The organism is Curtobacterium sp. MCBA15_001 (assembly GCF_001864835.1).
Lineage (GTDB): Bacteria > Actinomycetota > Actinomycetes > Actinomycetales > Microbacteriaceae > Curtobacterium.
This window is the reverse complement of record NZ_MJGI01000021.1, coordinates 245,533-262,254: the sequence shown is the minus strand read 5'-3', so window position 1 is coordinate 262,254 and position 16,722 is coordinate 245,533. Positions and strand designations below refer to the sequence as shown.

20 protein-coding genes are annotated in these 16,722 nt (G+C 72.2%); 13 read left to right on the top strand and 7 right to left on the bottom strand.

Annotated elements, in window-relative coordinates; translation table 11 throughout:
• Positions 1-47 precede the first annotated feature (47 nt).
• The 3 genes from BIU90_RS07710 (at position 48) to BIU90_RS07700 (ending at position 2,658) form a co-directional block, all read left to right on the top strand.
• Positions 48-776, top strand: coding sequence for an ABC transporter ATP-binding protein (locus tag BIU90_RS07710; RefSeq protein ID WP_071299632.1), 729 nt, complete (start codon positions 48-50; stop codon positions 774-776).
• Entirely contained in the window at positions 773-2,050 is a 1,278-nt protein-coding gene (locus tag BIU90_RS07705; RefSeq protein ID WP_071299631.1) for an ABC transporter permease, read from the top strand. The genes BIU90_RS07710 and BIU90_RS07705 overlap by 4 nt, the downstream gene beginning before the upstream one ends.
• An 80-nt stretch (positions 2,051-2,130) precedes the next feature.
• Positions 2,131-2,658, top strand: coding sequence for a GNAT family N-acetyltransferase (locus tag BIU90_RS07700; protein WP_071299630.1), 528 nt, complete (start codon positions 2,131-2,133; stop codon positions 2,656-2,658).
• Between the two features lie 93 nt (positions 2,659-2,751).
• Here the strand turns inward: BIU90_RS07700 and BIU90_RS07695 are convergent, their stop codons facing one another.
• Complete coding sequence (locus tag BIU90_RS07695; RefSeq protein ID WP_071299629.1) at positions 2,752-3,027, bottom strand: hypothetical protein; 276 nt, start codon at positions 3,025-3,027, stop codon at positions 2,752-2,754.
• A 102-nt stretch (positions 3,028-3,129) separates the two neighbouring features.
• Between BIU90_RS07695 and BIU90_RS07690 the strand changes: the two genes are divergently transcribed.
• From BIU90_RS07690 to BIU90_RS07665, 6 genes are all read left to right on the top strand, one after another.
• The gene (locus tag BIU90_RS07690) at positions 3,130-3,807 is read left to right on the top strand and encodes a hypothetical protein (protein WP_071299628.1); all 678 of its coding nucleotides are present in this window, start codon (positions 3,130-3,132) and stop codon (positions 3,805-3,807) included.
• 60 nt (positions 3,808-3,867) lie between these two features.
• A complete protein-coding gene (locus BIU90_RS07685; RefSeq protein WP_071299627.1) occupies positions 3,868-4,098 on the top strand; it encodes a hypothetical protein in 231 nt (76 codons plus the stop codon).
• A gap of 30 nt (positions 4,099-4,128) precedes the next feature.
• The gene (locus BIU90_RS07680; protein WP_071299626.1) at positions 4,129-4,611 is read left to right on the top strand and encodes a hypothetical protein; all 483 of its coding nucleotides are present in this window, start codon (positions 4,129-4,131) and stop codon (positions 4,609-4,611) included.
• Between the two features lie 95 nt (positions 4,612-4,706).
• On the top strand, positions 4,707-5,399 hold the full coding sequence (locus tag BIU90_RS07675; protein ID WP_071299625.1) for a hypothetical protein: 693 nt from the start codon (positions 4,707-4,709) through the stop codon (positions 5,397-5,399).
• A 48-nt stretch (positions 5,400-5,447) separates the two neighbouring features.
• The gene (locus tag BIU90_RS07670) at positions 5,448-6,893 is read left to right on the top strand and encodes an NAD(P)/FAD-dependent oxidoreductase (RefSeq protein ID WP_071299624.1); all 1,446 of its coding nucleotides are present in this window, start codon (positions 5,448-5,450) and stop codon (positions 6,891-6,893) included.
• A gap of 5 nt (positions 6,894-6,898) precedes the next feature.
• Complete coding sequence (locus tag BIU90_RS07665) at positions 6,899-7,342, top strand: SRPBCC family protein (protein ID WP_071299623.1); 444 nt, start codon at positions 6,899-6,901, stop codon at positions 7,340-7,342.
• 49 nt (positions 7,343-7,391) lie between these two features.
• Here the strand turns inward: BIU90_RS07665 and BIU90_RS07660 are convergent, their stop codons facing one another.
• Positions 7,392-8,210: a shikimate 5-dehydrogenase gene (locus BIU90_RS07660; RefSeq protein ID WP_071299622.1), complete on the bottom strand. Its 819-nt coding sequence runs from the start codon at positions 8,208-8,210 to the stop codon at positions 7,392-7,394.
• A gap of 94 nt (positions 8,211-8,304) precedes the next feature.
• Here BIU90_RS07660 and BIU90_RS07655 point away from each other — a divergent pair, with 94 nt between their 5' ends.
• The 3 genes from BIU90_RS07655 (at position 8,305) to BIU90_RS07645 (ending at position 11,004) form a co-directional block, all read left to right on the top strand.
• Positions 8,305-9,231, top strand: a complete 927-nt coding sequence (locus BIU90_RS07655) for an NADP-dependent oxidoreductase (protein WP_254786973.1) — start codon at positions 8,305-8,307, stop codon at positions 9,229-9,231.
• Positions 9,232-9,241: 10 nt separating this feature from the next.
• Positions 9,242-9,436, top strand: a complete 195-nt coding sequence (locus BIU90_RS07650; protein WP_071299620.1) for a PspC domain-containing protein — start codon at positions 9,242-9,244, stop codon at positions 9,434-9,436.
• A 185-nt stretch (positions 9,437-9,621) separates the two neighbouring features.
• Positions 9,622-11,004 carry an L-serine ammonia-lyase gene (locus BIU90_RS07645; protein WP_071299619.1) on the top strand — a complete coding sequence of 461 codons (1,383 nt, stop codon included), beginning with the start codon at positions 9,622-9,624 and terminating at the stop codon, positions 11,002-11,004.
• Between the two features lie 64 nt (positions 11,005-11,068).
• Here BIU90_RS07645 and BIU90_RS07640 read toward each other — a convergent pair whose 3' ends face one another.
• From BIU90_RS07640 to BIU90_RS07620, 5 genes are read right to left on the bottom strand one after another with little or no spacing between them, the layout of a single operon-like run.
• The gene (locus tag BIU90_RS07640) at positions 11,069-11,905 is read right to left on the bottom strand and encodes a class II fructose-bisphosphate aldolase (RefSeq protein ID WP_071299618.1); all 837 of its coding nucleotides are present in this window, start codon (positions 11,903-11,905) and stop codon (positions 11,069-11,071) included.
• Complete coding sequence (locus BIU90_RS07635) at positions 11,902-12,819, bottom strand: 1-phosphofructokinase family hexose kinase (protein ID WP_071299617.1); 918 nt, start codon at positions 12,817-12,819, stop codon at positions 11,902-11,904. Before BIU90_RS07635 ends, BIU90_RS07640 begins: the two co-directional genes overlap by 4 nt.
• Complete coding sequence (nagA, locus tag BIU90_RS07630; protein WP_071299616.1) at positions 12,816-13,934, bottom strand: N-acetylglucosamine-6-phosphate deacetylase; 1,119 nt, start codon at positions 13,932-13,934, stop codon at positions 12,816-12,818. The genes BIU90_RS07635 and nagA overlap by 4 nt, the downstream gene beginning before the upstream one ends.
• Positions 13,931-14,869, bottom strand: a complete 939-nt coding sequence (locus tag BIU90_RS07625; RefSeq protein WP_071299615.1) for an ROK family protein — start codon at positions 14,867-14,869, stop codon at positions 13,931-13,933. Before BIU90_RS07625 ends, nagA begins: the two co-directional genes overlap by 4 nt.
• Positions 14,869-15,747 (bottom strand): SIS domain-containing protein, encoded by an 879-nt coding sequence (locus BIU90_RS07620; protein WP_071299614.1) that lies wholly within the window; start codon positions 15,745-15,747, stop codon positions 14,869-14,871. The genes BIU90_RS07625 and BIU90_RS07620 overlap by 1 nt, the downstream gene beginning before the upstream one ends.
• A gap of 132 nt (positions 15,748-15,879) precedes the next feature.
• Between BIU90_RS07620 and BIU90_RS07615 the strand changes: the two genes are divergently transcribed.
• On the top strand, positions 15,880-16,668 hold the full coding sequence (locus tag BIU90_RS07615; RefSeq protein WP_071299786.1) for a DeoR/GlpR family DNA-binding transcription regulator: 789 nt from the start codon (positions 15,880-15,882) through the stop codon (positions 16,666-16,668).
• Positions 16,669-16,722 lie beyond the last annotated feature (54 nt).

The window sequence follows — 16,722 nt, the reverse complement described above, 5'->3', positions numbered from 1 at the left end:
CAGGAAACGCAAACTTGCATTCGTGCAGCGGACACTACGGTGGGCACATGACGACTCCCGTGCTCGAGGCCCGTGGCCTCACGAGGACCTACGGCCGTGGCTCCACACGGTTTGACGCGCTGAAGGGCGTCTCCCTGGCCGTGCACCAGGGCGAGAGCCTGGCGATCGTCGGCAAGTCCGGATCGGGCAAGTCGACGCTCATGCACCTGCTGGCGTTGCTCGACAAGCCGTCGACGGGCGAGGTCCTGCTCGACGGCACCGACGCGGCGTCCCTCGGCGCCCGGGAGGTGAACCGCACCCGCAACAGCACGTTCGGGTTCGTGTTCCAGCAGTTCTTCCTGACGCCGAAGACCTCCGTGCTCGACAACGTCGTGCTGCCGCTGAAGATCGCCGGCGTCTCGGCGTCCGAGCGCAAGCGGCGCGGGATGGCCGCACTCGATGCCCTCGGGCTGGCGGACAAGGCCAAGAGCGACGCGAACGACCTGTCCGGCGGCCAGAAGCAGCGCGTGGTCATCGCGCGGGCGCTGGTGGGGGAGCCGAGCGTCATCTTCGCCGACGAACCGACCGGCAACCTCGACTCGAACACGGGCGAGATCGTCGAGGACCTGCTGTTCGGCCTGCAGCGCGAGCGGGGGATCACCCTGGTCGTCGTCACCCACGACGAGGAGCTGGCCGCGCGGTGCGACCGGAGCGTGAACGTGCGCGACGGCCTGATCGTCGGCGGGTCCGATGCGCCCGCCCCGGCGACCCATGAGCACGGAAGGCACTCCGCATGAACTTCCTCGACCTGCTCCGCACCGCGATCGGCAACACCTTCCGGTCGAAGCTCCGCACCACGCTCACCGTCATCGCGATCTTCATCGGCGCGTTCACCATCACGCTCACCTCGGCGATCGGTACGGGCGTCAGCAACTACATCGACACCCAGGTGGCCTCGATCGGCGACACCGGCACGCTGACGATCACCAAGACCGCCGACACCGGCTCGAGTGACGGCGGCCCGGCGAAGTACGACCCCGACGAGTCCAGCCAGAGCGTCAACCGTGGGCCCGCGTCCTTCGCGTACCTGTCCCAGTCCGACGTCACGAAGATCAAGGGCGTGTCCGGGATCGACTCGGTCCGGCCCGCCGTCGCCCTCAGCCCGAAGTACGCCGAGTACGACGGCAAGGGCAAGTACGTCGTGACGCTGACCGCCAACGCGGGCGAGATCAAGGCCGACCTGGCCTCGGGGAAGCAGCTCGACGACGGCACCGACGCGAACCAGGTGGTCCTGCCCACGAACTACCTCAAGAACCTCGGGCTCGGCAGTGCGGACGCGGCCGTCGGCAAGCAGGTGACCTTCGCGGTCGACGACTACCAGGGCGCGGAGCACACCCTGACGGCCACGGTCGTCGGCGTGCAGAACGAGTCACTGTTCGGTGGCGGCGCCGGGGCGAACGCCGCCCTGACCGACGCCATACAGGCCGCGCAGGAGACCGGCAAGCCCGCGTCGATCGCCACGTCGTACGCCAGCGCCTCGGCCACGATGTCGTCCGGTGCCTCGGCAGCGACGGTCAAGAGCGCCCTGTCGAAGGACGGCTACACGGGCCAGACGATCCAGGACCAGCTCGGGCAGTTCCAGACCGTCATCAGCGGCATCGTCGGGGTGCTCAACGCCTTCGCCGTGATCGCGCTGATCGCCGCCGGGTTCGGCATCATCAACACGCTGCTCATGAGCGTGCAGGAGCGCACCCGCGAGATCGGCCTGATGAAGGCGATGGGCATGGGCGGCGGCAAGGTCTACACGCTGTTCTCGCTCGAGGCGGTGTTCATCGGCTTCCTCGGCAGTGCGATCGGCGCCGGCGTGGCGATCGCGCTCGGCACGGGCATCTCGAACGTGCTCGCCGGCACCGTGCTCAAGGACCTGCCGGGCCTGCAGATCATGCAGTTCGCGCCGTCCTCGGTGATCACGATCATCCTCGTGGTGATGTTCATCGCGTTCCTCGCCGGCACGCTGCCGGCTCGTCGCGCGGCACGACAGAACCCGATCGAGGCCCTCCGCTACGAGTAGCGCGCACTCCTCGTCCCGATGACGCAGCGGGCCTCGTCCACACCCGGACGGGGCCCGCTGCGCGTGCATAGTGTCGAGCCGTGGTGGCGTACGGACGGGACCTGGGTGACGGGTACACGCTGACGCTCCGCGACCTGACGACGGTCCGACCCGTGCACGAGCTGGTGCTGGCGAACCTGGACCGCCTGCGGGCCGCGGAACCGTGGGCGTGGGGCCCGCAGACGCGCGCGGGCACCGAGCGCTACACCGAGCACCTGCTCGGCCAGTACGCCCTGGACCGCTCACTGCCGTGCGTCATCCGCGCCGACGACCGGATCGTCGGAGCAGCGTCCCTCGCGTTCGACACGTACCTGGGACAGGCATCCCTCGGTTACTGGGTGGACGCCGGACTGGAGGGCCGGGGTGTCGCCCGGCGCGCGGCCTCCGCACTCGTCGGGGTCGCGCGGGCGCGGGGCGCGCGCCGGGTCGAGATCCGCACGGCGGCTGAGAACGTGCGCAGTCGTGGCCTGGCCGAACGGCTCGGCTTCGTGCACGAGGGGACGCTGCGGAGCGGCATGCCGCTGGGGGAGCGGCGCGTCGACGTCGCCGTGTACGGCCTGGTGCTCTGACGGACCGTCCTCCGCCGCTTCGCACCCCGGTGTGGACATCGCACCCCGGTACGCCGGGGTGCGATGTTCGTCAGGGGGTGCGACGCCGGGCGGTCAGTTGCCCTGGGTCGCGCCCTGCCAGACCGCGAGCGAGCCGAGCGCCAGGAATGCGACGCCGAGGACGATCCACAGCGCCAGGGCGAGCAGGTTGAGCAGGATGCCCCACCCCGCGCGACCACGTGCCATGGGTTCGCGGCCGCGCGACATGACGCCGAGGACGAGCCCGACGATCGGGGCGACCAGTGTCCAGCCGGCGAGCAGGGAGCAGATGCCGAGGACCAGGCTGGCGGTGCCGAGACCGGTGCGGTGCGACGTGGTGGAGGTGACCATGCGCCCAACGGTACGGACGCGGTGGCGGCGCGTCGTCCCTCCCGTCGGTGATCCGGGTCCACCTGCGGGCGGACCGTCGTCCTCCGCCGGTATCGTCGGAGCATGGCTCTGTTCGGACGGCGCGGCAAGGACTCGACCGAGCGACCCGTCAGCCAGGTGGAGCTCAAGCGGGCGGTCGACGAGGGGTTCCTCATCTCGAAGGCCGCGGTGACCATCGCCGTCGCCAACCGGATCATCACCAACTCCCTGCGCGACCAGGGCTTCTTCGACCACGCCGTCGCTGCCGAGACCGTGCGCGAGGAACTGCACCGCATGGCCGAAGAACAACGCGGCGACGCCGAGCGGATGCGGGAGATCCGTTCGAAGGCGGTGAAGCAGAAGGGCCGGTCGAAGCACCAGCACGACTACAAGCGCGGGGACGACCACAAGCTCCGCACGCGTGAGGCCACGTACGAGCAGCTGGCCGAGATGCTCGACGGGCGGCGGGACGACCAGGGCTTCGTCGACCGCATCGTGCTGGCTGCCCGTGCCCGAGCGTGGGACGACATCGGCACCACGGTGGTCGGGCGGCTCGGGTGGGCGCAGCGCCCCGAGGAGGGCTACGAGATCGGCCGCGACGACCGCGTGCAGCAGATGCTCGACGAGGACTTCGCGGCGCTGCTGGCGGAGCACCCCGTCGGAACCGGGCCGGAGGCGCTCGAGGACACCGACGACCCCTCCGACGTCGACCTGCCGGATGAGGGCTCCGACCCCGCGGACGCCGACGCTCCACGGTCCTGACGGCCGCACCGGTATCCGAGATGTGATGCGTTACTCCCGCGGATTGTGCGACAGTGACGTGTGGCCGCTCTCGTGTTCGTTCGCCGTCTTCTCCGCCCGTGCCTCACGCTCCGCATCCCCCTGCCCGTCAGCGCGGTCCTGGTCATGCTGAGCGCCGCGATCTCCTCCGGGCATGGCGGCCCGGTGTCGGTCGTGCAGCGCGTGGTCGGGGGAGTCGTCCTCTGGGCCGCGATCGTCCTGGCGGGGACGGCTGCCCGGCTCCGTGCCCAGCGATCGAAGTCGGAGGACTGAGTGCGCGCCCCGGGGTCAGACCGCACCCCTGTGGTCGACCGGATCGCGACGCCCGCCTGGATGCAGGCGGTCGGCGCGACGCTGGTGCTGTCCTTCGTGGCCGTCGTCGTACTCGTGTGGGCCGTCGTCGCCGAGGCTGGCGCCGGGTTCGCGGTGATGACGCTGGCGCCGGGACTGCTCGTGCTCGCTGTCGGTGTCGTGATGGTCGCCGGATCGGTCTCGGTGACGGTCCGCGACGAGGTCACCGTCCGCTTCCGTCCGGTGTACCGCCGGACGATCGGGCTGACTGACATCGAGACCGTGCGGACCGTCGAGCAGTCGTGGTCCGAGTTCGGTGGCGCGGGGCTGCGGTGGCTCCGGGGGCGGACCGGGCTGATCCTCGGCAACCGGCTCGCGCTGTCCATCGTCACGACCGCGGGTCACGAGTACGTCGTGCAGTGTGCGGACCCGGCGGGCACGGCGGACGTCGTCCGCGACCGGCTGCGCGAACGCACGATCCGATCTGATGCTTGACATGTCAGGCACGGCTGGTACGATCGTCTTGTAACGCCCCAGGACCATTCGGCCAGCCGGACTCCTGGGGCAATCGTCGTTCCTGGGGGGAGTGGATGATCGATCCCGCACGGTTCCGAGCCTTACCGGACCGCATCAGCGCGCCACGGCTGGCGCGCTTCATGGCCCTCCAGGACGGCCATGTCCACCGGGCGCTCAGGCTCTACGCCTGGAACACGGAGCTCACGACTGCCTTCTGGGGCCCGATCGCCTGGCTCGAGGTCCTCCTGCGGAACGCCGTTCACGATGCCCTCCGAGCCGGCCGTGCAGATGACTGGTGGAACGATCCCGCTGTACACCTGATGCAGCGCGAGCGTCGCGCGGTCGACGGGGCGATCTCGACCCTCCAGCGTCGCGGCGTGGACGAGCCGTCCGCGGATGACGTCGTGGCTGCCACGAGCTTCGGACTCTGGGTTGGGCTCACCGACGCGGGCATCCCTCGTGACCCGCGATTCGGCTACGAGACCACACTGTGGCAGCCTCGAATGGTCCGTGCCTTTCCCGGCCTGCGAACGGTCCGACGCAAGCAGCTGCACCGCAGGCTCGATGAAGTCCGACGCTTCCGCAACCGCCTCGCGCACCACGAGCCGATCATCGGCGCTCCACTCGAACGCGTCCGGGATGATGTCCTCGAGATCGCGGGGTTCATCGACACCGATGCAGAACAGTTCCTCCGCGGTGCTCATCGGATCGACGAGGTCCTCGCGCGCCGGGACTGCGTCATCGACGAGGGACGAGCGGTGATCTGATCGACCGGCTGAGCACCCACGGGGTACAGGACTCGTAGGCTCGGTCGCATGGTCGATGCAGTGGTGGTCGGGGCGGGACCCAACGGGCTCGCTGCTGCGGTGACCCTGGCGCGCGCCGGGTTGTCCGTCGAGGTCGTCGAGCGCAACGACACCATCGGCGGGGGAGCACGCACGGCCGAGCTCACGCTGCCGGGCTTCCACCACGACGTCTGCTCCGCCGTACACCCGATGGCGCTGCAGTCCGAGTTCTTCCGGCTGTTCCAGATGGAGCGCCGCATCGAGCTGCGCCTGCCCGAGGTGCAGTACGGCCACCCGCTCGACAACGGCCGCGCGGGCATCGCGTACCAGGACCTGGAGCGCACGGCCGCCCAGCTCGGGGCGGACGGCGCGGCCTTCCGGAACCTGATGGGACCGCTCGCCGCGAGTGCCGACCAGGTCGCCGACTTCGCCACCGACGCGCTGCTGCACGTCCCGCGGCACCCGCTGACGGTCCTGCGCTTCGGGCTGCGTGCGCTCGAACAGGGCAGCAGCGCGTGGAACGCCCGGTTCCGGCAGGACGTCGCCCCGGCGATGGTGTCCGGCGTCGCGGCGCACTCGATCCAGCACATGCCCTCGCTGTCGACGGCCGCCGCGGCACTGTCGCTCGGCTCGTACGCACACGCCCGGGGCTGGCCGGTGCCGATCGGTGGCAGCCAGGCGATCGTCGACGCGCTCGCCGCGGACCTGCTGGCACACGGCGGCACGATCGAGACCGGCCGTGAGGTGCGTTCGCTCGGCGACCTGACCCCTGCCAAGGCCGTGCTGTTCGACACGAGCGTGCCGGGCATGCTGCGGATCGCCGGCAGCCAGATCCCGATCCCGCGTCGAGGGGCGCTGCGCCGCTTCCGGTTCGGCAACGCGGCAGCGAAGGTCGACTTCGCCCTCTCCGATGCCGTGCCGTGGACGAACGCCGACCTGCGCCGCGCCGGCACCGTGCACATCGGCGGCACCCGGCAGGAGATCGCCGCGGCCGAGGAGGCCGTCGCGCGTGGGCAGCACGCCGAGCAGCCGTACGTGCTCGGCGCCGAGCCCACGGTCATGGACCCGTCGCGTGCTCCCGCCGGCAAGCACGTCTTCTGGGCGTACGCACACGTCCCCGCGGGGTCGACGATCGACCCGACCGAGGCCGTCACCCGGCAGATCGAGCGCTTCGCACCGGGCTTCCGCGACACCGTGCTGGCGTCGAGCGCGCGGACCGCGGTGCAGATGGGCGAGTACAACCCCAACTACGTCGGCGGCGACATCGCGGCCGGCGCCGCGAGCTTCTGGCAGCTGGTCAAGCGCCCGGTCCTGTCGAGCGACCCGTGGCGGATGGGCGGCGGCATGTACCTGTCGTCGCAGTCGGCGGCACCCGGCCCCGGTGTGCACGGCATGGCCGGGTGGCATGCTGCACGGAGCGCACTGCGACACACCTTCGGGCTGTCGGAGGACGTCGACCTGTCTCCGGAGGACTGATCACCATGGCCAAGAACGTCCGCATCGTCCACTGCTCGCCCGAGGACGTCTTCGACGTGCTCAGCGACGGCTGGCTCTACCCCACGTGGGTGGTCGGCGCGTCCCGCATGCGCGGCGAGGACCCCGGCTGGCCGGCGGTCGGCACGGAGATCCACCACTCCTTCGGCATCTGGCCGCTCGTCATCAACGACACCACGACCGTGCTCGAGCTCGACGAACCGCGGCGGTTGGTGATCCAGGCGCGGGGCTGGCCGATGGGTGAGGCCCGCGTCGAGGTCGATGTGGAACCACATCCCCGCGGCTGCAAGGTCACGCTGCGGGAGAACCCCGTGCGGGGCCCCGGCTCGCTGGTGCCCGGCTTCATCGCCCAGCCCGGCATCTGGATCCGCAACCACGAGAGCATCCGTCGGCTCGGCTGGGTCGCGGCCGGTCGCGCCCGGAACAGCTGACGCACCGGACGGGAGGCCCGTGGCGGGCCCGCCGCGCTCCTCCCGTCTGTCAGACGGTGCGGCTGAACGCGCTCGCGCGCTGCACCTGGTCGTCGGTCAGGGCGACGCCGGTGTACCGCTCGAACTGCCGCGCTGCCTGCAGCGCGATGACCTCGGCGCCCGTGATGACGTGCTTGTCGGCGGCCCGACCGGCGCGCACGAGCGGGGTCTCCGACGGGAAGGCGACGACGTCGAAGACGGTGTGCGCCGCAGCGATGCGGTCCGGCTCGAACGCGAGCGCGTTCGCCTGCTCGCCGTCCATGCCGAGCGGCGTGACGTTGACGAGCAGGTCGGCGTCGCCGGCCTCGGCCTCGGAGCGCGACCAGGCGTAGCCGTACTGGTCGGCCAGGGCGGGACCGGTGTCCTCGTTCCGGGCGACCACGGTCAGGTGGTCGAAGCCCGCGCCGCGGAAGGCCGCGGTGACGGCCTTCGCCATGCCGCCGGAACCGCGCAGCAGCACCCGCGAGCCGGTGTCGACGTCGTGCGAGGCCAGGAGTGACGCGACGGCCTCGTAGTCGGTGTTCGACGCGGTGAGCACGCCGTCGTCGTTCACCACGGTGTTGACGGACTGGATCGCCGCGGCCGAGTCCTCGATCGTGTCGACGAGCGGGATGATCGCCTCCTTGAAGGGCATCGAGACCGAGCAACCGCGGATGCCGAGCGCGCGGATCCCGGTGACGGCGCCGGGCAGGTCGGTCGTCGTGAACGCCTTGTAGACGAAGTCCAGCCCGAGCTCGTCGTAGAGGAAGTTGTGGAACCGGGTGCCGATGTTGCTCGGCCGGGCAGCGAGCGAGATGCAGACCTGCATGTCCTTGTGGAGGATGGGCATGGGGCCAGTGTCGCACGGTCACACGACCCGGCTGCCACGCCGATGGACCGCTCCACTCAGGGGGATCGACCGACCGGGGGTAGCGTCGGACGGGATGAGCGATCTTCCTGAGACCATGCGAGCCGTCCGCATCGAGGCGTGGGGCGACCGGAGCGTGCTGCACGTGGCCGACGTCCCCGTGCCCACCGTCGAGCCCGGGCGGGTGCTCGTCCGGGTCCGTGCCGCCGGGATCAACCCCGGCGAGGCCGCGATCCGCCAAGGAGTGTTCGGCGGCGACCTGCCGACCGGCCAGGGCACCGACTTCGCGGGCATCGTCGTCGCGGTCGGCGAGGGCGTCGACGGCGTGGACGAGCGCGAAGAGGTCCTCGGCTGGTCGTGGGAGCGCTCGAGCCAGGCCGAGTACGTCTCCGTCCCCGCGGAGCAGGTCGTGCAGAAGCCCCGGCTGCTGGACTGGACGGTCGCCGGTGGCCTGGACATCGTCGCGACGACCGCGGCCGCAGCCGTGCGCGCCGTCGACCCGAGGGCGGGGGAGACCGTCGTGGTCTCCGGTGCCGCGGGTGGCGTGGGTGGGTTCGTCACGCAGCTGCTCACGAACGAGGGCATCGACGTGATCGCCGTCGCGTCCGAAGCGAACCACGAGTGGCTCGCGTCGAAGCGTGCCCGACCCGTCGCGTACGGCGACGGGCTGCAGCAGCGCATCGAGGAACTCGCCACGAACGGCGTCGACGCGCTCATCGACACGCACGGTGCGGAGTACGTCCACCTCGGCATCGCGCTCGGGATCCCGGCCGAGCGCATCGAGACGGTCATCGCGTTCGCGGCCGCGGCCGAGGTCGGGGCGAAGGCCTCAGGCAGCGCGGACACCGCCGACCCGGAGATCCTCGGCGCGCTGGCGCAGATGGTCGCCGAGGGTGCGATCGAGGTGCCGGTCGCCGCGACCTACCCGCTCGAGCGCGTGCAGGACGCCTTCGAGGAGCTCGAGCAGGGGCACACCCGGGGGAAGATCGTCCTCATCCCGTAGCGTCGGGGCCATGAAGTCACTTGCGCGTCCTCGTTCGGGTCGTCTGCTCGCCGGTGTCTGCGCCGGCATCGCCGATCGTCTCGGCTGGTCCAGGTTCCTCGTCCGGGTCGTCTGGGTCCTCCTCAGCCTGTTCCCCGGGCCGCTGTGGATCGCCTACGTCCTGCTGTGGATCCTGATGCCGTCCGAGGGCCGCCGCCGGCGCTGAGTGCGGTGTCGCGCACGGTGCGTGGTTGACGGGTGGTGCGGGGCGGTGCCGCGCACGGTGCGAGGTTGACGGGTGGTGCGCGGTTGGTGGCGTGGTGCGGGCTGCCAGGCTCGCACCGGGCGACGAAGGGCGCACCGCCGTCCGAGGGCCGCCGACGCACCGTCCGGACGGGTTAGGGTGGCGACGTGCCGGTCTCCGTGTTCGATCTCTTCAGCATCGGTGTCGGCCCGTCGAGCTCGCACACCGTGGGGCCGATGCGGGCTGCCGCCGCGTTCGCCGAGCAGGTCGCCGCGATGCCGGTGGCCACGGTGCGGGTCGACCTGTACGGGTCGTTGGCGTCGACCGGGCAGGGCCACGGCACGCTCGGTGCGGTCGCGGCGGGACTGACAGGTGCCCAACCGGAGTCCGTCGACCCCGACGCCATGGCCGTGTCGCTCGACGAACTCGAGCGCGACGGCGTCCTCCGGCTCTCCGGCGGCCAGCAGGTGCCCTTCCGACTGCGTGACGTGGTGCAGCACCCGCTGACGATGCTGCCGCGCCACCCCAACGCCATGCGCCTGCGGGCGTTCGACGCCGGCGGGACCGAGCTCGTCGTCGAGACCTACTACTCGGTCGGTGGCGGGTTCATCACCCGCGACGGCGAGGACGAGCCGGCAGCGGTGAGCGAAGCGGCCATCCCGGTCGTCGACGCCGTGCCGCACCCGTTCTCGAGCGGTGCCGAGCTGCTCGCCGCCTGCGCTGCCACCGGCCTGCCGATGAGCGGCATCGCCCTGGCGAACGAGACCGTCACCCGCACCGAGGCCGAGGTCCGCTCCGGCCTGCTCGCGATCCACGACGTGATGGAGTCCTGCGTCGAACGCAGCATCCGTCGGGTCGGCACGCTCCCCGGTGGGCTGGACGTCCGTCGCCGTGCCGCGACCTGGTACGAGCAGCTCGTGCGGGACGATCCCGAGCACGACCCCCTGTTCGCGATGGAGTGGGTCAACCTCACCGCGATGGCCGTCAACGAGGAGAACGCCTCCGGCGGGCGGGTCGTCACCGCGCCGACGAACGGTGCCGCGGGCATCATCCCTGCCGTGCTGGCGTACGCCCTGACCTACGTGCCCGCGATCACCGCCGAGCTCCGGGACGACGCGGTCGTGCGGTTCCTGCTGACGGCGGGCGCGATCGGCTCGATCTACAAGGAGCGCGCCTCGATCTCCGGCGCCGAGGTCGGGTGCCAGGGCGAGGTCGGCTCGGCCGCGTCGATGGCGGCTGCCGGACTCGCCGAGGTCCTGGGCGGCACGCCGGAACAGGTCGAGAACGCGGCCGAGATCGCGATGGAGCACAACCTCGGGCTGACGTGCGACCCGATCGGCGGACTCGTGCAGATCCCGTGCATCGAGCGGAACGCGATCGCGGCGAACAAGGCGATCAACGCCGCACGCATGGCGCTCCGCGGCGACGGGGTGCACCACGTGTCGCTCGACCAGGTCGTCGAGACGATGCGGCAGACCGGCGCGGACATGTCGACCAAGTACAAGGAGACCGCGATGGGCGGTCTGGCGGTGAACGTCCCGCTCTGCTGACACGCCGACGGCGCTGGGCAACCGGCTGCCGCGCTGCCGCGCTGCCGTCCTGGCGCGCTGCTGCTCAGGCTGCCAGCAGCTCGAGCAGACGCGCGGTCTCCGTGGCGATCGCGTCCCGTCCGGCCGCGACGTACCGACGCGGGTCGACGACGTCGGGTCGGTCGTCGAGCACGGTGCGGAGCGCCCGGGTGAACAGCCCGTTCAGGTGCGTGGAGATGTTGATCTTCGTCATGCCCGCAGCGACCGCACCCTGCAGCTCGGCGTCCGACAGCCCGGACGAGCCGTGCAGGACGAGCGGCACCGGGACCGCCGCACGCAGCCGGGTGACGAGCTCGCGGTCCACCGAGGCCTCCCGCGTCTGCATGGCGTGCGAGGTGCCCACGGCGACCGCCAGGGCGTCGACACCGGTCGCGGCCACGAACGCCGCTGCCTCGTCCGGGTCGGTCCGGACCCCCGGCGCGTGCACGCCGTCCTTGCCGCCGACCTCGCCGAGTTCGGCCTCGATGGCGATGCCGGCGCGGTGGCACAGGGCGGCGAGGTCCCGCGTCGCCGCGACGTTGTGGTCGTGGTCCAGGCGTGAGCCGTCGTACATGATCGAGTCGACCCCGAGCGCGATGCCCTGGGTGACGAGGTCGGGGTCCTCGACGTGGTCCAGGTGCACGAGGACCTCGACGTCGGCCGCCCGCGCGATCGCCTGGGTCGCCGTCGTGATCGGTGCGAGACCGCCGTGGTACCGCACGCAGTTCTCACTGATCTGCAGGACGACGGGGTGACCGGCGCGTTCGGCCCCGGTCACGATCGCCTCGGCGTGTTCGAGGAGCACGACGTTGAAGGCGCCGACGCCGTGGTGGGTCGTCCGGGCGGCGTCGAGCAGTCCGGGCAGGGCGAGTGCGGTGGTCATGCGGGGCTCCGAGTCGGTTCGTGGTGGTCGAGGAAGCGGTGGGCCGCCGCGCGGTCGACCTCGCCGGCGACGGGGCGCAGGACGGCGGCGGCACCGTACGCGGCGGCCGAGCGCAGGGCGGTCTGGAGGTCCGCCCCGGCACCCAGCGCCAGGACGAGTCCGGCGGTCGCCGCGTCTCCGGCGCCGGTCGGGTTCCCGGTGATCCCGGGGACCGCCGGGACGGTGACGGTCCGGTCCGTCGTGTGGGCCGCGATCCCCTCGTGTCCACGGGAGACGACGACCAGTCCGGCGCCGCCGTCGAGGAGCGCGAGAGCCCCGGCGCGTTCGTCGGCGAGTCCGGTGGCCTCGGCGAGTTCGTCCCGGTTCGGCTTGCACACGGAGGCTCCGGCCCCGGCGGCTGCGAGCAGGGCCGGTCCGGACAGGTCCGCCACGACGAGGACGCCCGCCGCGACGGCGTCGCGCACCATCGGGACGACGACCTCGGCGGCGGCACCGACCGGGAGCGAGCCGGACACCACGAGCGCCCCGGCTGTGGGGAGACGCCGGCGGACCGCGTCGCGCACCCGGTCCCAGGACTCCGAGGTCGTGCGGGGCCCGGGTTCGCCGAACATCGTCGGGTGCGCCAGGTCGTCCACGACGGTGACGGTCGTGCGTGTCTCGCCGTCCACCGGGACGACCGTCAGGTCGAGCCCGAGTGCCCGGACCTGGTCGGCGACCCACGTCCCCGCGGCGCCGCCGAGCGGGAGCACCGAGTGCGTCGCGATGCCCTCGGCCGCCAGGACCCGGGCGACGTTGAGGCCCTTGCCGCCCGGCCGACGCTCGACGCGCTGCACGCGCTGGGTCGTCCCGATCCGCTGGACGTCCACGCGGTAGGTGACGTCGACGGCCGGGTTGGGCGTGACGACGACGATCATGCGTGCACCACCCGGTGCTGGGGGTCGAGCACGAGCAGGTCGGCAGGGGAGCCGACCGCCAGCGGCACGGGCAGGCCGAGCAGGCGGGCAGCGTGGCCGGAGGTGTCGGCCACGGCGTCGTGCAGCGGGACACGGAGGTCGAGCAGGCGCCGGAACCCGTCAGCAACGGTGCTGGTGCTGCCTGCGAGGGACGATCCGTCCGCCGTCGTCGCGACCCCGTCCCGCACGACGACCGCCGACCCGGCCACGCGGTGCTCGCCGTCGGGGCACCCGGTGGCGGCCATCGCGTCGGAGACGAGAGCGACGCGACCGGTCGCACTGCGTCGGACGAGCTCGATCGTGACGTCGTCCAGGTGGTGGCCGTCGGCGATGACCTCGACCGTCAGGCGGTCATCGGTCAGGGCGATGCCGACCGGACCCGGTGCGCGGTGGTGCAGCTGCGGCATGCCGTTGTACACGTGGGTGACGAGCCGTGCGCCGGCGTCCACGGCGGCTCGGGTGGTGGCGGCGTCGGCGTCGGTGTGGCCGATCGCGACGACCACCCCGGCGTCGACGAGGAGCCGCACCACGTCGAGCGCGCCGGGCAGCTCGGGCGCCAGGGTCACGATCCGCAGGGCGCCGTCCGCCGCGTCGAGGAACGCCTGTGCCTCGGTGGCGGTCGGCGCGTGCAGGAGGCCCGGAGCGTGGGCGCCGCGCCGGCCTGCGGCGAGCCACGGGCCCTCGAGGTGCAGCCCGGCGAGCGTGCCGTCCGCCACCAGGGGACCGAGCCGTCGGAGTGCATCGGTCGTGGTGTCGGTCGGGGCGGAGGCGATGGAGGCGACGAGCGCCGACGTGCCGCGCGACCGGTGGTGGGCGACGACGGCGCGTGCCTGGTCGACCGTGCACGTGGTGAAGTCGTGGCCGAGCGCACCGTGGGCGTGCAGGTCGACGAAGCCCGGGACGACGGTGCCGCGGTGGTCCTCACGCTCGTCGTGGGGCGGCGGGGTACCGGTTCCGAGTGCGGCGACCAGGCCGTCACGGACGAGCAGCCACCCGTGCGCCAGGTCCTGGCTCGGCGTGACGAGTCGTTCGGCGGTGACGAGGACGGTGCGACCGGGGTCGGTGATGCCCGTCATGCGCGCTGCCCCGTCGACGTCAGCGAGGCCAGCAGGTCCTGCGCCAGGATCGCGGCGCCGAGGGACCCGGCGGCATCACGGTGTCGTGCGGGGACGAGCGCGGGGGCACGGAGCCCGGGCAGTCGGTCGGCTACCGCCGATCCGAGCGGTCCGAACAGCAGCGCGCCGGACTCGGCCAGCCCACCGCCGACGACCACCGTGTGGCACCCGGCGACGGCGGTCATCCAGGCGATCGCGTCGGCGAGGACGTCGATGCACTCGTGCCAGACCGCCACGGCCGCGGGGTCGCCGGCACGGACACGCTCGACCGCCTGCCGCGCGCTCGGGACCCCGAGACGACGGGCGACCGCGCCGGCGGAGGCGATCTCCTCGGTGCGGGCGCCGGCGTGCGGGCCCACGGTGATGCGGACCTGCCCGACCTCGCCGGCCCACCCGCCGCCGTCGACCACGGCGCCGTCGACCACCAGGGCGCTGGCCAGGCCGGTGCCGACGGGGACGAACCCCACCGAGCCGACCCGGAGCGCCGCTGCGCCCGGACCGCTGACCTCGGCCAGGGCGCCGGCGCGGACGTCGTGCCCGAACGCGACCGGCACGGTGATGCCGCGGTGCTCGAGGGCCTGCTGGACGCGGTCACGGACGGGGACGCCCCGCCAGCCGAGGTTCACGGACAGGACAGCGGTCCCCGACGCTTCGTGCACCACACCGGGGACGACCAGACCGACGGCGTCGAGCGTGTGGTCCGGTCCGGGGGCCGGCGTGCGGAGGGCACCGACCACGAGGTCGGCGACGACCTCGGCCAGTCGGTGGGCGTGGGGGTCGTCCTTCGGGGTCGGCACACGGTGGTCGCCGAGCGACCGTCCACTGGCGTCGGTGACGCGGGCCTTGATGCCCGTGCCGCCGACGTCGACCCCGAGCACGACCCCGCCCGTCGTCATCAGGTGAGGATGACCGAGCGGGTCAGCGACCGCGGGTGGTCCGGGTCGAGGCCGCGGCGTTCGGCCAGGGCGACGGCGAAGCGGTGCACGACGACCAGCCCGGCGATCGGGTCGAGGTCGTGGTGCACGAAGCGGGCGCCGGTGGCATCGACCTCGGCCGCGAGGCCCTCCGGAGCGTCACCGAGCGACCACACGAGCCGCCCGGGCTGTGCGATCGCGATCGGACCGTGCCGGTAGTCCATGGCCGGGTAGGACTCGGCCCAGAACTGCGCGGCTTCACGGGTCTTGAGCGCGGCCTCGAACGTCAGACCGACCGCGGCGCCACGGCCGACGAAGGTCACCTGCTCGGCGTCGAGCAGGTCGTCGACGGGCAGCGTCAGTGCGGTCTCGGCCTGCGCAGCCAGGGCTTCGACGTCGTCCCCGAGCGAGGCACGGAGCAGCGCCAGGGCCGTCGTGGCGAACCGCGTCTGGACGACGGAGCGCTCGTCGGCGAAGGGCAGTGCGACGGTCTCGTCCGCGACGGCCGCTGCGGGGCTGTCCGCGACCGCGGTGATGAGCACGGTGCGCTGCTCGGGGAGCGCCTGCAGCAGGGACACGATCTCGGTCGTGGTGCCGGACCTGCTGATCGTGACGACGCGGTCGTAGTCGCGTGCCGCGGGGTACTCGGAGCCGGCGAAGGCGTCGGTCACGCCGAGGCCCGCCTGCTCGCGGGCGACGGCGTAGCTCATCGCGATGAACCAGCTCGTGCCGCAGCCGACGACGGCGACGCGCTCGCCGGGCTGGGGGAGCGAGTGGGCGAACGTGGGCAGCAGGCCGGCGGCAGCGCGCCAGGTCTCCGGCTGCGACGCGAGCTCCTCGCTCACGAAGGTGTCGGTCATGAGGGCCTTCCGATCCGGGGTCGATCCAGGTGATCGATGATCGGCAGCATAGCGAGCGATCGTGCGCAGTGCGAGAGCAAAACGTCATTTCCGATCATCAAGCGTGAGGACGGCGCCCGTAGGATGGCGGTCATGACTCCGCAACAGCGGCTCAACGCCCTGCTCGAACTCGTGAGCGAACGGGGCAACGTGTCGATCGCCGAGATCGGCGAGATGCTCGGGATCTCCGCGGCGACGGCCCGGCGCGACCTCGCCACGCTCGCAGACCAACGGATGGTCACGCGCACGCACGGCGGTGCCGCGGCACTCGGCGCCGGGTACGAGCTGCCGCTGCAGTACAAGATCGCCCGACAGGCCGAGGCCAAGACCGCGATCGCCCGTGCGGCCGTCGGGCTCATCGAGCCGGGCGACACCGTCGGGCTCAACGGCGGGACGACCACGACCGAGGTGGCACGGGCCCTCGGCAAGAGCGAGCGCTTCAACCGGGCCGACGGCGAGTACGGCATCACGATCGTCACGAACGCGCTCAACATCGGCTACGAGCTCTCGGTCCGCGCCAACGTCAAGATCGTCGTCACCGGAGGCGTCGCACGGCGCCAGTCGTACGAGCTCGTCGGCCCCCTGGTCCGGGACACGCTCGACGAGTTCGCGCTCGACGTCGTCGTGCTGGGCGTCGACGGTCTGACCGGGCAGTACGGCGCGACGACGATGCACGAGGGCGAAGCCGAGGTCAGCCGGCACTTCGCATCGGTCGGGCGCCGGGTCGTCGTGGTCGCCGACTCGACCAAGATCGAACGCGCGACCTTCGCACGGATCTGTCCCCTCGACCGCCTCGACGTCCTGGTGACGGACCAGCCCGTCCCGCCGGCCTTCGCCGCCGACCTGGCAGCGGCCGGCGTGGAACTCGTCGTCGCCAGCTGAGCAACACCGTCGCCACCCGCCCGCTGGCGAGTCGGCCACACGTCCACCGCAGCC

Coding starts and splice junctions, on each gene's coding strand:
- BIU90_RS07710 (WP_071299632.1), top strand. CDS start 48: ATGACGACTCCCGTGCTCGAGGCCCGTGGCCTCACGAGGACCTACGGC.
- BIU90_RS07705 (WP_071299631.1), top strand. CDS start 773: ATGAACTTCCTCGACCTGCTCCGCACCGCGATCGGCAACACCTTCCGG.
- BIU90_RS07695 (WP_071299629.1), bottom strand. CDS start 3,027: ATGGTCACCTCCACCACGTCGCACCGCACCGGTCTCGGCACCGCCAGC.
- BIU90_RS07690 (WP_071299628.1), top strand. CDS start 3,130: ATGGCTCTGTTCGGACGGCGCGGCAAGGACTCGACCGAGCGACCCGTC.
- BIU90_RS07675 (WP_071299625.1), top strand. CDS start 4,707: ATGATCGATCCCGCACGGTTCCGAGCCTTACCGGACCGCATCAGCGCG.
- BIU90_RS07670 (WP_071299624.1), top strand. CDS start 5,448: ATGGTCGATGCAGTGGTGGTCGGGGCGGGACCCAACGGGCTCGCTGCT.
- BIU90_RS07665 (WP_071299623.1), top strand. CDS start 6,899: ATGGCCAAGAACGTCCGCATCGTCCACTGCTCGCCCGAGGACGTCTTC.
- BIU90_RS07660 (WP_071299622.1), bottom strand. CDS start 8,210: ATGCCCATCCTCCACAAGGACATGCAGGTCTGCATCTCGCTCGCTGCC.
- BIU90_RS07655 (WP_254786973.1), top strand. CDS start 8,305: ATGAGCGATCTTCCTGAGACCATGCGAGCCGTCCGCATCGAGGCGTGG.
- BIU90_RS07650 (WP_071299620.1), top strand. CDS start 9,242: ATGAAGTCACTTGCGCGTCCTCGTTCGGGTCGTCTGCTCGCCGGTGTC.
- BIU90_RS07640 (WP_071299618.1), bottom strand. CDS start 11,905: ATGACCACCGCACTCGCCCTGCCCGGACTGCTCGACGCCGCCCGGACG.
- BIU90_RS07635 (WP_071299617.1), bottom strand. CDS start 12,819: ATGATCGTCGTCGTCACGCCCAACCCGGCCGTCGACGTCACCTACCGC.
- nagA (WP_071299616.1), bottom strand. CDS start 13,934: ATGACGGGCATCACCGACCCCGGTCGCACCGTCCTCGTCACCGCCGAA.
- BIU90_RS07625 (WP_071299615.1), bottom strand. CDS start 14,869: ATGACGACGGGCGGGGTCGTGCTCGGGGTCGACGTCGGCGGCACGGGC.
- BIU90_RS07620 (WP_071299614.1), bottom strand. CDS start 15,747: ATGACCGACACCTTCGTGAGCGAGGAGCTCGCGTCGCAGCCGGAGACC.
- BIU90_RS07615 (WP_071299786.1), top strand. CDS start 15,880: ATGACTCCGCAACAGCGGCTCAACGCCCTGCTCGAACTCGTGAGCGAA.